This is a genomic window from Ensifer adhaerens (assembly GCF_002007205.1).
Taxonomy (GTDB): Bacteria; Pseudomonadota; Alphaproteobacteria; order Rhizobiales; family Rhizobiaceae; genus Ensifer; species Ensifer adhaerens_D.
This window is the reverse complement of the sequence record NZ_LAZS01000006.1, coordinates 14,607-28,259: the sequence shown is the minus strand read 5'-3', so window position 1 is coordinate 28,259 and position 13,653 is coordinate 14,607. Positions and strand designations below refer to the sequence as shown.

Sequence of the window (13,653 nt, the reverse complement as noted above, 5' to 3'; positions counted from 1 at the left end):
TGTGATGACGATGGGCGAAATGCCTTTCTGGAAGGCGAAGAGCCTTGAAGACATGACCGATGTCGAGTGGGAAAGCCTCTGCGACGGCTGCGGCCTCTGTTGCCTCAACAAGCTCGAGGATTGGGACACCGGCGAGATCGCCTGGACCTCGATCCGCTGCACACTTCTCGACGGCGAAAGCTGTCGCTGCAAGGACTATCCTAATCGCCAGGCGACGGTGCCCGATTGCATCCAGCTGACGCCGAAGGCTGTGCGCGAAATCACCTGGCTGCCGCCGACCTGCGGCTACCGGCTGGTGGCCGAAGGGCGCGATCTCTACTGGTGGCATCCGCTGATTTCGGGCGATCCGGAAACAGTTCACGCTGCCGGCATTTCGGTCCGTGGCCGCACCGTAGCGGAGGACGGCATCGACGTCGACGACTACGAGGACTATCTCGTCACCTGGCCACTCGAAGTGGGGCAGGAAAACGTGGAGTGACAAGAGGTTAGTCGAAGCGGCGGAATCGTTTTGGCAGTGCGGGAGCCTGTGCGGCCGTTCTGCCGCAACGAGCCTTTAATGGCTGCCGCCGTTCTTCTTGACGAGGCTTTTCGGCGCAACGTTGCGCCATGCCGTCTCCATCGACTGCCGGACGAGATCTTCGTCGGCCTGGACGAAATAGAGCGAGGTCCAGCCACGGTCGCCCCAGCCTCCGGGCACCGCAGCACAGACGCCGGGCTCCATTTCCAGAAGCATGCGCTGCTGATCGGGCGTGAACTTGAAAACGGCACGACCGGCTTCCGGCAGGCTCATGAAAATGCGCTTCCCAACGCGGAAATCTCGCGTTCCGAAATGCGCATTTTCCTCCGTTCCAGGCAGGCTCAGCGCGAGTCTTTCGATCTCTTCCGTCAGCATGCGAAAAGAGTAACACGCTTTTGCCGAATGGCAAAAAGGCTGAAAATCACTACAAAAATTGCAAGGGGCGGGCTTGATGCGCGCGTTCGATAAGGACGCTGGCGGAGCCTGATTGGGCTGCCTGGATGGCCTTTGCCGTCAGTGGTCGATCGCCCGCGGCATAGGGCCGGAAACGCCGCGACCGACGGTGATGGCTCACCGCCGGCCCGCAAACGAGCATCGGAAACGCCACGAACAGGCGCTACCCGACAATGGATCTATGGAAATGGCAGACGTGGAAGGGCAGGGCAGGTGACGCGCGGGCGCGCCACTCAGGCAAGCCTCATTCTGCCGGTGCGACCGGCTTCGGCTCTGTCTGGCCCGCGGCGCGCATCTCACGCCATTCGCTCTCGAAACGGTCGAGCAACGATTGCGGTACTTTGGACTGCTGAGATGCGGGCTGGTTGTTTGCGAGCGTCTGCATGCGATCCTCCCGGGTTCTGTGACGGTTTCGTGATATATGGTGTGGCGGACAATTTCACATCGCAAAGGCTTTGTAAATCAGTGGCTTAAATCATTTAAACGATTGAAAAATCTTTAAATCGATTAATTTTCCGTTTATACACAGCACGCATCGGTCCCTGTCGTCAACAGGTTTAAGTTGCAAGTATTTTTGAAGTAATTTGCGCGCATAGATTGTGGCGAGGGTCGACCGTTTCGCAGTCCTCACTTAAGAAGAAACCGGTGTGGCGGTCGTGATCGATGCCGTGCTGACGGATTGATCGGGCCTTGTTCGGAAGGGGGGCTCCGGTCGGTTTGAATCAGTTTCTCAGGTGGTTGATTCACGCTGCGAGCGACCGCCGTCAAATGATTCAAAAGAATCGGGAAAACGGATCCGCGGCCATGCCGCCCTCGATCAGGAAGGGCACTCTGCAGGTCAGCGCGTTGAGCTGCAGAGGATCCTAGCGAAACATGCTTAACGAAAGCTGATCGTTGGCCTGAGTCCGCTGGTGGCCTTGGGTTCCGGGCCGTGTCTTCGCGCGACCGCGTCGCTAGTCCTGTCGCAGGAAGTGGCTATGGCTTGGCAACGGAATGACCGGTGCAGGTTTCCTCCAGGGCAGAATCGCCGCAATCTAAGGTCGGATTTCAGGGGAGGTGATGCGTTTCCCGGTAGTGCCTTCCGGTCCGAAAGGCCGACATTCATTTGCCATTCAGCCTCGTTCGGTTATTGCTTCTGCCATGATGCTTCCCAAGTCGAAAGTGCGTTCATGTCTTCACCAGTGATCATAGCCGCGCTTGCTGCAGGCCTCGCAGGCTTCAGCCCGCCAGCGATCAACGTGCCGTCGGATATTGTCGTTCGTGTGGCCGGCGATTGCAGTGCGGCCGCAGCGCAGGTCGTTGCCGACACTGGCGGCGAACTGCTGTCGGCGCAGCCGACGTCCGATGGTCAGTGCGTGATCACCGTGCTTGTTCCCGGCAATGGCGGCAGGCCGAAGAAGGTGACCGTCAAGGTGCCGATGTAGGCTATCCCTGCAGCGCCGCGTGCCGTATCAGGCGTACGAAGGTCGCTGTAGCACTTTGAATGGCTGCATGTTCTTATCCTTAAATCGGCCGGATTTGGCGAAGCATGCAGCAGGATGGTCGCGAGAGGAAGTAAAGACGGATGCGCATTCTGATTGTCGAGGACGACGCCAACCTGAACCGGCAGCTCGCCGAGGTGCTGAAGGAGGCCGGCTACGTCGTTGACCAGGCCTATGATGGTGAGGAGGGGCACTATCTCGGCGATGCCGAGCCCTATGATGCCGTGATCCTCGACATCGGGCTGCCGGAGATGGACGGCATCACCGTCCTTGAGAAATGGCGCGGCGACGGCAAGACCATGCCGGTTCTGATCCTGACGGCGCGTGACCGCTGGAGCGACAAGGTGGCCGGCATCGATGCCGGCGCCGACGACTATGTCGCCAAGCCCTTCCACGTCGAAGAGGTTCTCGCCCGCATTCGCGCCCTGATCCGGCGCGCCGCCGGCCATGCGAGTTCGGAGATCGTCTGCGGCCCGGTCCGCCTCGACACCAAGGGCTCCAAGGCCACGGTCGATGGCGTGGCATTGAAGCTGACGTCACACGAGTTCCGGCTGCTCTCCTATCTCATGCACCACATGGGGCAGGTCGTCTCGCGCACGGAACTGGTCGAGCACATGTACGATCAGGACTTCGACCGCGATTCCAACACGATCGAAGTCTTCATCGGCCGGCTGCGCAAGAAGATCGGCAACGATCTGATCGAAACGGTGCGCGGTCTCGGATACCGTATGCAAGCGCCGGGCAATGGCAATTAGATCGCTCACTGCACGCGTTCTGGTGGTCTCCACCGTCTGGGCGGTGGTGGCTCTCGTCGTGATCGGCGTGGTGATTTCCGAGCTCTATCGCCAGGGCTCCGAGCGCGGCTTCAAGGACCTGCTGCGCGCCCAGCTTTTTAACGTCGTCAACTCGATCTCCGTCAATGAGAGAACGGTGCTGTCGGGCAGCCCGCAGCTTGGCGACCTCCGGTTTTCGCAGCCGCAGACCGGCTGGTACTGGATCGTCGATCCGATCGGTGAGTTCGATACGCCGCCTTTGATCTCAACCTCGCTTGGCAACGGCAAACTGCCGATCGCCAGCGTCGACGAGGTGCCGTTCGACACCGGCTATGTTCGCTTCTACACCACCAAGGATCCCTTCGGAAACGAGGTCGAGGTCTCCGAGACCGAGGTCGTTCTCGACATCCAGGGCCATACGGCGCGCTTTCGCGTGGCGGGCAACCGCGACGTGCTCGAGGCCGATATCAACCGCTTCACCCGCAACCTGACCATCGCGCTCTCCATTTTCGGTCTCGGCGGGCTCGGGGTAAACGCGCTCACCATCCTCTTCGGCCTGAGGCCGCTCGATGAGGTCCGGCGCTCGATGGAAAAGATCCGCGCCGGCGAAAGTGAACGCTTGGACGGCGCTTTCCCGCGCGAAATCCAGCCGCTCGCCAACGAGGTCAACGCGCTGATCGACAGCAACCGGCGCATCGTCGAGCGCGCCCGCATGCAGGTGGGCAATCTCGCCCATTCGCTGAAGACACCGATCGCGGTCCTGCTCAACGAGGCCCGGGTGCTCGAAGCATCGCATGGCGAGCTGGTGCGCACCCAGGTCGATGCGATGCAGACCCAGGTTCAGTCCTATCTCAGCCGGGCCCGGATCGCGGCGCAGCGCGAGTCCGTGCTGGCGCGGACGGAAGCGCAGCCGGCGCTCGAACGCCTCGTGCGCGTCATGCGCAAGCTCAATCCGGAAAAGCAGGTCCACCTGTCGATCAATCCGCCGGGACTGGTCCTCGCCATGGAGCTGCAGGACGTCGAGGAGACCGTCGGAAACCTGCTCGAAAATGCTGCCCGTCATGCCCACGGCGAAGTGTGGCTGAACGTCAGGCCTGCACCGAGCGAGGTTCATGCAAAGGAGCCCGGCCGGCAATGGATCGTGCTCGACATCGACGACGACGGCCCGGGGCTCAATCCCGACCAGATCGCCGTGGCGATGAAGCGCGGCAAGCGGCTCGACGAAAGCAAGCCCGGGACCGGGCTCGGTCTTTCGATCGTCAGCGAGATCGTCCGGGAGTATCAGGGCACCATCACCCTGTCGCGACGGGACGAGGGAGGGTTGCGTGCGGAACTGGTTTTGCCGGCGGCCGTTTAGAGGGTGATGGGGAAATGCGTGGATCTGGCGTCGCGCTTGCGAATCCATCGTGATTTAGGGGTCACACCCGTGCTTGAAAATGTCACACGCGCAGGGCTCGCCGTTGCCTCGGCAAGCGGGGAATGCCAAAAGAAAATCAAGGACTAGTCGTTATCGAGCTCGAATGGAACGAGCTGAAGAATGCGGCTTCGGATAGGATGATTGAGTGTCGCGGATCATGAGGAACCAGGCAGAAATGACACGGGCTATTGTCGTTAGCGGCAGGATCGTTGTGATCGCCTCGGCCGTAGCACTTGCCGGATGCGGCACGACGGGCAGCAAGGGCGCGGCCGCCAGCCTCGGCTCGACGGCGACGCGTGGTGCCTCCTCGACCAATTACATCGCGGCCCTCCAGGGCGGGGTAATTGCTCGTCTCACCGATCTCGACATCGGAGCATCCGACCGCCAGCGGGCGCTCGAAGCGGAGTACCGCGCGCTTGAAGCGGCCCCCGGCGGCCAGCCGGTGACCTGGGACGGGCGTGGCGTCAACGGTTCGGTCGTTGCGGCGGCGCCCTATCAGGTCGGGTCGCAGAACTGCCGGCAGTACAGCCATACGGTCACCGTCAAGGGCCAGCCGAAGACGGCGCGGGGCGCTGCCTGTCGCAACCCGGACGGCAGCTGGACCCCGCTCACCTGAGGCCTGGCCGACCGGGCACTCCCGGATGCGCTCAGGCGGCGCGATCCGCTGTTGCGGCGAAACGCCTCAAATCTCCGTCATAAGGGGTTTTCGAGTTGGAATGGCATGGGGGCCATAGTATTGAGCTTCCATGTTGTTCTGGATCCTTGTCGCCACCCTGACGGCGGCTGTCGCTGCCGTGCTCATCCTCCCGCTGCTGCGGGCAGGGGAAGCCCCGTCGTCTCCCCACAGCCATGATATCGAGGTCTATCGCGACCAGCTCGAAGAGTTGAAGCGCGACCAGGACAGCGGCCTGATCGGTGGCGATGACGCCGAGCTTGCGCGGGCCGAAGTGGCGCGCCGGCTGCTCGCTGCCGGCGAGAGTGACGGCGAGACGGCTCCGGCCGCCGCCCCGCGCCGCGGTGTCAGCCGTCTGGCCCAGGCCTTCGTGCTGCTCTGTCTTCCGGCCGTCGGCCTCTGTCTTTACTTGCTGACCGGCAGCCCGGGTCTGCCGGCGCAGCCGCTCGCCGCGCGCCTGGCCGATCCCAACGGCGATATCAACATCCTGATTGCCAAGGCCGAGAACCATCTGGCCGTGAACCCGAACGATGGCGCCGGCTGGGATCTGCTCGCGCCGATCTATATGCGCAACGGCCGTGTCGAAGAAGCGGTCGATGCCTATGATCGGGCGATCCGCCTGCTTGGGCCGACGCCGGCGCGTCTCGGTGGTTACGCCGAGGCGCTGGTCGTGCAGTCCGACGGCGTCGTGACGAACAAGGCGCAGGACGCGCTCAAGCAGGCGCTGTCGCTCGACCCCAATGATCCGCGCTCGGAATTCTATCTTGCCCTCGGCCTCAAGCAGGAAGGCAAGAAGGAGGAAGCGCTGACCGCCTTCAACCGGCTGGTCGCAACGTCGCCGGCCGACGCGCCCTGGCTGCCGCTCGTCAAACAGCATGTCGCGGAACTGGCGGGTCCCGGCGCGGCCAGTGCTGCTGCTCCTGGTAATCCGAGCGCCGATGACGTGGCCGCGGCCCAGAGCATGAGCGCTGGCGATCGCCAGGAAATGATCCGGGGCATGGTCGACAGCCTCGAAAGCCGGCTGAAGGAAAATCCAGATAATCTCGAAGGCTGGGCGCGGCTGATCCGCTCCCATGTTGTCCTTGATCAACGAGACAAGGCACTGGCTGCGCTAAGGGAGGGCCTGAAAATCTTCCCGGCCGATGGCGACGGCGGCAAGCAGTTGCTGGCGCTGGCGCGTGAGCTCGGGATTGCCACCGACGGAGTAACGCAATGACGCGCAAACAAAAAAGACTGGCGATCATCGGCGGCTGTGTCGGCTTCCTGGTGCTTGCGGCCTTCCTCGTGATGTTCGCCTTCAGCCAGGCGATCGCCTATTTCTATGTGCCGAGCGACCTCGCCAAGGCAGACGTCCCGCCGGGAACCCGCATCCGCCTCGGCGGTGTCGTCGAAGCCGGCTCCGTCAACCGCGGCGACGGCAAGACGGTGACGTTTACAGTCACCGATACGCTGAGCGGCGTGCCGGTCACCTATACGGGCATCCTGCCCGATCTGTTCCGCGAGGGGCAGGGCGTGGTGACGGAGGGAACCTTCGTTGCCGGAAGCTCGGTCTTCGTGGCGGACTCGGTCCTTGCCAAGCATGACGAGACCTATATGCCCAAGGATGTCGCCGACCGTTTGAAGGCCCAGGGCGTCGAGCTCAGCGGGAAGGAAACCATCAAGTGATCATCGAGCTCGGACACTATGCCCTGGTTCTGGCGCTGGCGACGGCGGTCATTCAGGCCGCCCTGCCGATCCTCGGCGCGCGGCTGAACGATCGCGGTCTGATGGAGCTTGCCTCCAGCGCCGCGGTCGCCTGCTTTCTGCTGGTTGCCTTCGCCTTTGCCGTTCTCACCTTCGCCTACGTGACCTCGGATTTCTCGGTCCGCAACGTCTGGGAAAACTCCCATTCGCTGAAGCCGTTGATCTACAAGATCTCGGGCGTCTGGGGGAACCATGAGGGGTCGATGCTGCTCTGGCTCTTGATCCTGACGTTCTTCTCGGCGCTGGTCGCCGCCTTCGGGCGCAACCTGCCCGAGACGCTGACGGCCAATGTGCTCGCCGTCCAGGCCTGGATCGCCATGGCTTTTGCGCTGTTCATCCTTTTGACCTCCAATCCCTTCGCCCGTCTCGTTCCGGCGCCGGGCGAGGGCAAGGACCTGAACCCGATCCTGCAGGACGTCGGCCTCGCCATCCATCCGCCGCTGCTCTATCTCGGTTATGTCGGCTTTTCCGTCTGCTTCTCCTTTGCGGTCGCCGCTTTGATCGAAGGCCGGATCGATGCCGCCTGGGCGCGCTGGGTCCGCCCGTGGACACTTGCCGCCTGGACGTTCCTCACCGCCGGCATCTCCATGGGCTCCTACTGGGCCTATTACGAGCTTGGCTGGGGCGGCTGGTGGTTCTGGGATCCGGTCGAAAACGCCTCCTTCATGCCGTGGCTTGCCGGCACGGCGCTTTTGCATTCGGCGCTGGTCATGGAAAAGCGCGAGGCGCTGAAGATCTGGACCGTGCTGCTCGCGATCATGACCTTCTCGCTGTCGCTGCTCGGCACCTTCCTCGTGCGTTCGGGCGTCCTGACGTCGGTTCACGCCTTCGCCACCGACCCGACCCGTGGCATCTTCATCCTCGCGATCCTCGTCTTCTTCATCGGTGGCGCCTTTGCGCTCTTTGCTTTTCGCGCCTCGCACCTGAAAGCCGGCGGCATCTTCGCGCCGATTTCGCGTGAAGGTGCGCTCGTCTTCAACAACCTGATCCTGACGACCGCGACCGCGACGGTCCTGACTGGCACGCTCTATCCGCTGGTGCTGGAGGCGCTGACCGGCGACAAGATCTCTGTCGGCCCGCCTTTCTTCAACATGACCTTCGGTCTCTTGATGCTGCCGCTGCTCTTTGCGGTGCCTTTCGGCCCGCTGCTCGCCTGGAAGCGCGGTGACCTCGCCGGCGTTTCGCAGCGGCTCTTCGCTGCGGTCGCGATCGGTCTCCTCTGCGGTACCGCCTACTACTATTTCATGAATGGCGGTCCGGTCCTGGCGCTCTTCGGCATTGCCCTTGGCGTCTACCTGATTGTCGGTTCGCTCACCGATCTGGCGCTGCGCTCCGGCCTCGGCAAGGTGGCCGGCAACGTCGCCTGGCGGCGTTTTTCCGGCCTGCCGCGTTCGGCCTTCGGCACGGCGCTTGCGCATATCGGCCTCGGCATCACCCTGGTCGGTGTCGTCGCCGTTACGGCCTTCGAGACCGAAACCGTGGTCGAGATGAAGCCGGGCATGACGGTCGATGCCGGGGGCTACAGTTTGCGTTTCGACGGCATGCGCAATGGCAGCGGCCCGAACTACACCGAGGAATCGGGTCACTTCACCATCAGCCGCGGCGGCGTTACCCTCTCCGAGGTCTGGTCGTCGAAGCGCCTTTACCAGGCGCGCCGCATGCCGACGACCGAAGCCGGTATCCGCACCTTCGGTTTGAGCCAGCTCTATGTCTCGCTGGGCGACCAGATCAACGAAGGCGGCATCGTCGTGCGCATCTGGTGGAAGCCTATGATCCTCTGCATCTGGGGCGGCACCCTGTTCATGATGGCCGGTGGTTTCGTCTCCCTGAGCGACCGCCGCCTGCGCGTCGGTGCTCCGGCCAAGGCCAAGCGACCGAAGTCGGTGCCGGTGGGGGCTGCGGAATGAAGCGTTTGGCCCTGGCACTTCTGCTGTTGCTCGCGCCTGTGGGCACGGCCTTTGCCGTCAATCCGGATGAAGTGCTCGCCGATCCCGCGCTCGAGGCGCGGGCGCGGGCAATTTCGGCCGAACTGCGCTGCATGGTCTGCCAGAACCAGTCGATCGACGACTCGAACGCCGAGCTTGCCAAGGACCTGCGTGTCCTAGTGCGCGAGCGGTTGGCGAACGGTGACAGCGACGAAGCCGTCATCGATTACGTCGTGTCTCGTTATGGCGAATTCGTGCTGCTGAAGCCGCGCTTCGAGACGAAGACCTTGATCCTGTGGGGCATGCCGGCAACCCTGCTCGTCGTCGGGGCTATCACCCTTATCGTCGCCGCCCGCCGGCGCGGCGCCCAAGCAAAAGGGACGCCGCTCTCCGAGGCAGAAAAGGAAAAGCTGAAGAAGCTGCTTCAGCCCTAGCGGAGCGCGCGCCGAACGTGCGTTCGTTCGACCGGCCTCAACACTAATATCTTGATATCACTGGAGATCATTGCCGGCGATGGCCATCATCGTTCGCGCCGGCGTGCGTTGCCAAGCTGGCCTTTGGCCGACCCCTGGTCACCTCTTCACAACATTACCAAAAATTCATTTTCCGGACAGAACTCAGTAAGGTCCCATCCGTTACATCTTTCGTCATCGGCTGTTCCTCCAGTCAGCCAAAAACGAATTCCGCCTTCCCTGAGGCGGGCTTCGCAACAAGGTTTCGGTGCCGTCTCCGACGGCATCAAGGAAGAGAAAAGGCAAAACGGATGTTTACGACCAAATCCCTGCGTCCCTCCCTCAAGACCGTTCTCAAGACCTCGACCGTCGCCGGTCTTGCCGCCGTCATGCTGACCTCGGGTCTGCCGGCAAGCATCTCGCAATCCCTCGCCGAACCGGTGAAGGTGGAAGCGCCGTCGGTGCCGAGCTTTGCCAATGTCGTCGATGCGGTTTCGCCTGCCGTCGTCTCGGTGCGCGTCCAGTCGCGCGTCAATCCGGTGTCCGAAGATGGCAGCGACTTCACCTTCGATTTCAACGGTCGCGGCTTCGACGATCTGCCCGATGACCACCCGCTGAAGCGCTTCTTCAAGGAATTCGGCCCGCGCGGCGATGACCGTGCCGACCGTGGCCCCAACCGCCGTGGCCCGCATGGCGAAGGTCGCCTGCGTCCGACCGCGCAGGGCTCCGGTTTCTTCATCTCCGAAGACGGTTACCTCGTGACCAACAACCACGTCGTTTCCGACGGCTCGGCCTTCACCGTCATCCTCAACGATGGCACCGAACTCGATGCCAAGCTGGTCGGCAAGGACAGCCGCACCGATCTTGCCGTGCTCAAGGTCGATGACAAGCGCAAGTTCACCTATGTCGGCTGGGCGGATGACAGCAAGGTCCGCGTCGGTGACTGGGTGGTTGCCGTCGGCAACCCCTTCGGCCTCGGCGGCACGGTGACCTCCGGTATCGTCTCGGCGCGCGGCCGCGATATCGGCTCCGGCCCCTATGACGATTACCTGCAGGTCGACGCGGCGGTGAACCGCGGCAACTCGGGCGGCCCCACCTTCAACCTCTCTGGCGAAGTCGTCGGCATCAACACCGCGATCTTCTCGCCCAGGGGCGGCGGCAATGTCGGCATCGCCTTTGCGATTCCGTCGACCGTTGCCAAGGATGTGGTCGCCGACCTGATCAAGGACGGTTCGGTTTCCCGTGGCTGGCTCGGCGTGCAGATCCAGCCTGTCACCAAGGACATCGCCGAATCGCTCGGTCTTGCGGAGGCAAGCGGCGCGCTCGTCGTCGAGCCGCAGGCCGGCTCGCCGGGTGAAAAGGCCGGCATCAAGAAGGGCGACGTCGTGACGGCGCTGAATGGCGACACGGTCAAGGATCCGCGTGACCTTGCCCGCAAGGTTGCGGCGATCCGCCCGGGCACCACGGTCGATTTGGCGCTGTGGCGCGACGGCAAGGCCGAGACCGTCAAGCTCGAAATCGGCACGCTGCCGAAGGACGACAAGGAGGCCGCCAAGGCCCAGGACGACCAGTCCGAAGAAGCGCAGCCGTCGAGCGAGCAGGCTCTGGCCGACCTTGGCGTCACGGTCGTGCCGTCCGACGATGGCAAGGGCGTCACCATCGCCTCTGTCGACCAGGACTCCGACGCTGGCGATCGCGGCCTGAAGCAGGGCGAGAAGATCGTCTCGGTGAACAATCAGGAAGTGAAGTCCGCCGACGATATCCTCAAGGTCATCAACACTGCCAAGAAGGACGGTCGTAGCAAGGCGCTCTTCCAGATCGAGGCCGAAAACGGCAGCCGCTTCGTGGCCCTCCCGATCGACAAGGGCTGATCGCGGCAGTCAACTGATTGACCGGAGCGCCGCGATTTCCAAGTGATTTCGCGGCGCTCCGCATTTGAAGGGAAGAGTGCGAGGTTCCCGCCCGCATTCCGCTCCCACCTGCCGGGAATCGCACGCGATGGTTTGGCTCGATCCGATCGCCACGATCGTGACGAGGGCACTCGCCAACCCGGTTGTCGGAAAGTCGAAACCGGTTGAGACAGACAGGGGTCCGGGACTATGGTCGCGCGTATGAAGATTCTCATCATTGAAGACGATCTGGAGGCAGCAGCCTATCTGGCGAAAGCCTTCCGTGAGGCGGGCATCGTGTCCGATCACGCCAGCGACGGCGAGAGCGGCCTGTTCATGGCCAGCGAGAACAATTACGACGTTCTCGTGGTGGACCGCATGCTGCCGCGCCGCGACGGTCTCTCTGTCATCACCGAACTCCGGCGCAAGGGCATCCACACGCCGGTGCTGATCCTGTCCGCGCTCGGCCAGGTTGACGATAGGGTCACGGGCCTGCGCGCCGGCGGCGACGATTATCTGCCCAAGCCCTATGCCTTCAACGAGTTGCTCGCCCGTGTCGAGGTGCTGGGGCGCCGCAAGGGCACACCAGATCAGGACATGGTCTACCGCGTCGGCGATCTGGAACTCGATCGCCTGTCGCATTCCGTGCGCCGGCAGGGCAAGGAAATCCCCCTGCAGCCGCGCGAGTTCCGGCTGCTCGAGTATCTCATGAAGAATGCCGGCCAGGTCGTCACCCGCACCATGCTGCTCGAAAATGTCTGGGACTATCACTTCGACCCGCAGACCAACGTCATCGACGTGCATGTCTCGCGGCTGCGCTCAAAGATCGAGAAGGATTTCGACGTGCCGCTGCTGCGCACCGTGCGCGGCGCCGGCTACATGATCAAGGATGACCGGGCGTCCGCATGAGCAAGCTTCGCGTTCTCTTCAGAACGACCGCAGTCCGGCTTTCCGCCCTCTACCTCATCCTTTTTTCGCTCTGCGCTGCCTTTCTCGTCTTCTACGTCACCGGCATGTCGGAACGGCTGCTGCAGCAGCAGACCCGGGACGCCGTCACCGCCGAGGTGGCGCAGATCGAGCAGGTCTATAGTCGCGCCGGCATGAACGGCCTTTTGCGTTCGCTCGAGCGCCGGGCACGCCAGCCGGGCGCCAATCTCTACGTTATCGCGGGGCCGAGTGGCGAGATCCTCGCCGGCAACGTCGCCAGCCTGGAGCCGGGGTTGCTCGATAGCGAAGGCTGGACCGAGCGTCCGTTTGCCTATCAGCGCTACACGGACGAGAACAAGAAGGACAGCCATGTGGCGCTGGCCCATGTCCTGGTGCTCGATAATGGCCTGCGCATTCTCGTTGGCCGCGACCTGCAGGAACCGCAGAAATTCCGCGCCCTGGTGCGCCAGGCGCTGATGGTGGCGCTCGGCGTCATGGGACTCGGCGCGCTCGTCATCTGGTTCGGTATCGGCCGCAACGCCCTGAAGCGCATCGACCGCATGTCGGAGGCGAGCACCAAGATCATGGCCGGCGATCTTTCGCAGCGCCTGCCGATGAGCGGCTCCGGCGACGAGTTCGACCGGCTGTCGGAATCACTGAACGCGATGCTCAGTCGCATCGAGAAACTGAACGAAGGGTTGCGGCAGGTCTCCGACAATATTGCCCACGACCTGAAGACGCCGCTGACGCGGCTGCGCAACAAGGCCGAAGCCGCACTTGCCCGCAAGGGAACGAGCCAGCGCGGCGCTCTCGAGGAGATCATCGGCGAATCCGATCAGCTGATCCGCACCTTCAACGCGCTTCTGATGATTTCGCGCGTCGAGGCCGGCTCCTCCGTTGCCGAAATGAGCGAGATCGACCTTTCGCAGATCGTCGCCGATTGCGTCGAACTCTATGAGCCCGTGGCGGAAGACGCCGGGTTGAAACTCGAAGCCGACATTGCCCAGAATCTCGCAATTTCAGGCAACCGCGAACTGGTCGGCCAGGCCCTCGGCAACCTCATCGACAACGCCATCAAATATGCCGAAGGTGCGGACAATCCGCTGATCAGGGTCTCTCTGGAAAAGCTTGACGGACATGTCGTGTTGGCCGTCGCCGATCACGGCTCCGGCATACCTGAAGCGATGCATGACGAGGTGGTGAAGCGCTTCGTTCGCCTGGACGAGAGCAGGTCCAAGCCTGGCACCGGCCTCGGCTTGTCGCTGGTCGAGGCGGTGATGGAAATGCATCACGGCTCGCTGCGTCTCGCCGACACGGTTCCTTCCGCCGAAGACGGCGGCAAGGGCCTGACGGTTCAGATGGTTTTCCCGATGACTGCAACCTGATAGACCGGTTTTAGGGAG

Annotated in this window: 14 protein-coding genes; 12 read left to right on the top strand and 2 right to left on the bottom strand. The window is 62.9% G+C overall.

Annotated features, from left to right (window positions below):
• Positions 1-10: 10 nt before the first annotated feature.
• Complete coding sequence (locus tag XB14_RS12765) at positions 11-478, top strand: YcgN family cysteine cluster protein (RefSeq protein WP_077962899.1); 468 nt, start codon at positions 11-13, stop codon at positions 476-478.
• Positions 479-553: 75 nt separating this feature from the next.
• On the opposite strand, the gene XB14_RS12760 is transcribed toward XB14_RS12765, so the two are convergent.
• Complete coding sequence (locus XB14_RS12760; RefSeq protein WP_034789357.1) at positions 554-892, bottom strand: MmcQ/YjbR family DNA-binding protein; 339 nt, start codon at positions 890-892, stop codon at positions 554-556.
• A 322-nt stretch (positions 893-1,214) separates the two neighbouring features.
• On the bottom strand, positions 1,215-1,355 hold the full coding sequence (locus tag XB14_RS33210) for a hypothetical protein (protein ID WP_179119579.1): 141 nt from the start codon (positions 1,353-1,355) through the stop codon (positions 1,215-1,217).
• A gap of 784 nt (positions 1,356-2,139) precedes the next feature.
• Here XB14_RS33210 and feuN point away from each other — a divergent pair.
• The 11 genes from feuN to XB14_RS12705 all read left to right on the top strand — a co-directional run bounded on the left by feuN (position 2,140) and on the right by XB14_RS12705 (position 13,635).
• Positions 2,140-2,394, top strand: a complete 255-nt coding sequence (gene feuN, locus XB14_RS12755; protein ID WP_077962000.1) for a two-component system FeuPQ modulator FeuN — start codon at positions 2,140-2,142, stop codon at positions 2,392-2,394.
• Positions 2,395-2,534: 140 nt separating this feature from the next.
• Positions 2,535-3,206: a two-component system response regulator FeuP gene (gene feuP / locus XB14_RS12750; RefSeq protein WP_034789361.1), complete on the top strand. Its 672-nt coding sequence runs from the start codon at positions 2,535-2,537 to the stop codon at positions 3,204-3,206.
• Positions 3,196-4,581: a sensor histidine kinase gene (locus XB14_RS12745; RefSeq protein WP_077961999.1), complete on the top strand. Its 1,386-nt coding sequence runs from the start codon at positions 3,196-3,198 to the stop codon at positions 4,579-4,581. The genes feuP and XB14_RS12745 overlap by 11 nt, the downstream gene beginning before the upstream one ends.
• Before the next feature lie 235 nt (positions 4,582-4,816).
• On the top strand, positions 4,817-5,257 hold the full coding sequence (locus XB14_RS12740; RefSeq protein ID WP_077961998.1) for a hypothetical protein: 441 nt from the start codon (positions 4,817-4,819) through the stop codon (positions 5,255-5,257).
• Between the two features lie 130 nt (positions 5,258-5,387).
• Positions 5,388-6,530 (top strand): c-type cytochrome biogenesis protein CcmI, encoded by a 1,143-nt coding sequence (ccmI, locus tag XB14_RS12735; protein ID WP_077961997.1) that lies wholly within the window; start codon positions 5,388-5,390, stop codon positions 6,528-6,530.
• Positions 6,527-6,979, top strand: coding sequence for a cytochrome c maturation protein CcmE (gene ccmE / locus XB14_RS12730; RefSeq protein ID WP_077961996.1), 453 nt, complete (start codon positions 6,527-6,529; stop codon positions 6,977-6,979). The genes ccmI and ccmE overlap by 4 nt, the downstream gene beginning before the upstream one ends.
• Entirely contained in the window at positions 6,976-8,964 is a 1,989-nt protein-coding gene (locus XB14_RS12725; protein ID WP_077961995.1) for a heme lyase CcmF/NrfE family subunit, read from the top strand. The genes ccmE and XB14_RS12725 overlap by 4 nt, the downstream gene beginning before the upstream one ends.
• Entirely contained in the window at positions 8,961-9,416 is a 456-nt protein-coding gene (locus tag XB14_RS12720) for a cytochrome c-type biogenesis protein (RefSeq protein WP_077961994.1), read from the top strand. Before XB14_RS12725 ends, XB14_RS12720 begins: the two co-directional genes overlap by 4 nt.
• Before the next feature lie 329 nt (positions 9,417-9,745).
• The gene (locus tag XB14_RS12715) at positions 9,746-11,305 is read left to right on the top strand and encodes a Do family serine endopeptidase (RefSeq protein ID WP_077961993.1); all 1,560 of its coding nucleotides are present in this window, start codon (positions 9,746-9,748) and stop codon (positions 11,303-11,305) included.
• A gap of 228 nt (positions 11,306-11,533) precedes the next feature.
• A complete protein-coding gene (locus tag XB14_RS12710) occupies positions 11,534-12,232 on the top strand; it encodes a response regulator transcription factor (RefSeq protein WP_077961992.1) in 699 nt (232 codons plus the stop codon).
• Positions 12,229-13,635, top strand: coding sequence for a sensor histidine kinase (locus tag XB14_RS12705; RefSeq protein ID WP_077961991.1), 1,407 nt, complete (start codon positions 12,229-12,231; stop codon positions 13,633-13,635). Before XB14_RS12710 ends, XB14_RS12705 begins: the two co-directional genes overlap by 4 nt.
• Positions 13,636-13,653 lie beyond the last annotated feature (18 nt).

Excerpts from the sequence above, each read along its gene's own strand:
- XB14_RS12705 (WP_077961991.1), top strand. The coding sequence starts at position 12,229 with ATGAGCAAGCTTCGCGTTCTCTTCAGAACGACCGCAGTCCGGCTTTCC.
- feuP (WP_034789361.1), top strand. The coding sequence starts at position 2,535 with ATGCGCATTCTGATTGTCGAGGACGACGCCAACCTGAACCGGCAGCTC.
- XB14_RS12745 (WP_077961999.1), top strand. The coding sequence starts at position 3,196 with ATGGCAATTAGATCGCTCACTGCACGCGTTCTGGTGGTCTCCACCGTC.
- ccmE (WP_077961996.1), top strand. The coding sequence starts at position 6,527 with ATGACGCGCAAACAAAAAAGACTGGCGATCATCGGCGGCTGTGTCGGC.
- XB14_RS12765 (WP_077962899.1), top strand. The coding sequence starts at position 11 with ATGGGCGAAATGCCTTTCTGGAAGGCGAAGAGCCTTGAAGACATGACC.
- XB14_RS12715 (WP_077961993.1), top strand. The coding sequence starts at position 9,746 with ATGTTTACGACCAAATCCCTGCGTCCCTCCCTCAAGACCGTTCTCAAG.
- XB14_RS33210 (WP_179119579.1), bottom strand. The coding sequence starts at position 1,355 with ATGCAGACGCTCGCAAACAACCAGCCCGCATCTCAGCAGTCCAAAGTA.
- XB14_RS12760 (WP_034789357.1), bottom strand. The coding sequence starts at position 892 with ATGCTGACGGAAGAGATCGAAAGACTCGCGCTGAGCCTGCCTGGAACG.
- XB14_RS12740 (WP_077961998.1), top strand. The coding sequence starts at position 4,817 with ATGACACGGGCTATTGTCGTTAGCGGCAGGATCGTTGTGATCGCCTCG.
- feuN (WP_077962000.1), top strand. The coding sequence starts at position 2,140 with ATGTCTTCACCAGTGATCATAGCCGCGCTTGCTGCAGGCCTCGCAGGC.
- ccmI (WP_077961997.1), top strand. The coding sequence starts at position 5,388 with ATGTTGTTCTGGATCCTTGTCGCCACCCTGACGGCGGCTGTCGCTGCC.
- XB14_RS12710 (WP_077961992.1), top strand. The coding sequence starts at position 11,534 with ATGGTCGCGCGTATGAAGATTCTCATCATTGAAGACGATCTGGAGGCA.
- XB14_RS12720 (WP_077961994.1), top strand. The coding sequence starts at position 8,961 with ATGAAGCGTTTGGCCCTGGCACTTCTGCTGTTGCTCGCGCCTGTGGGC.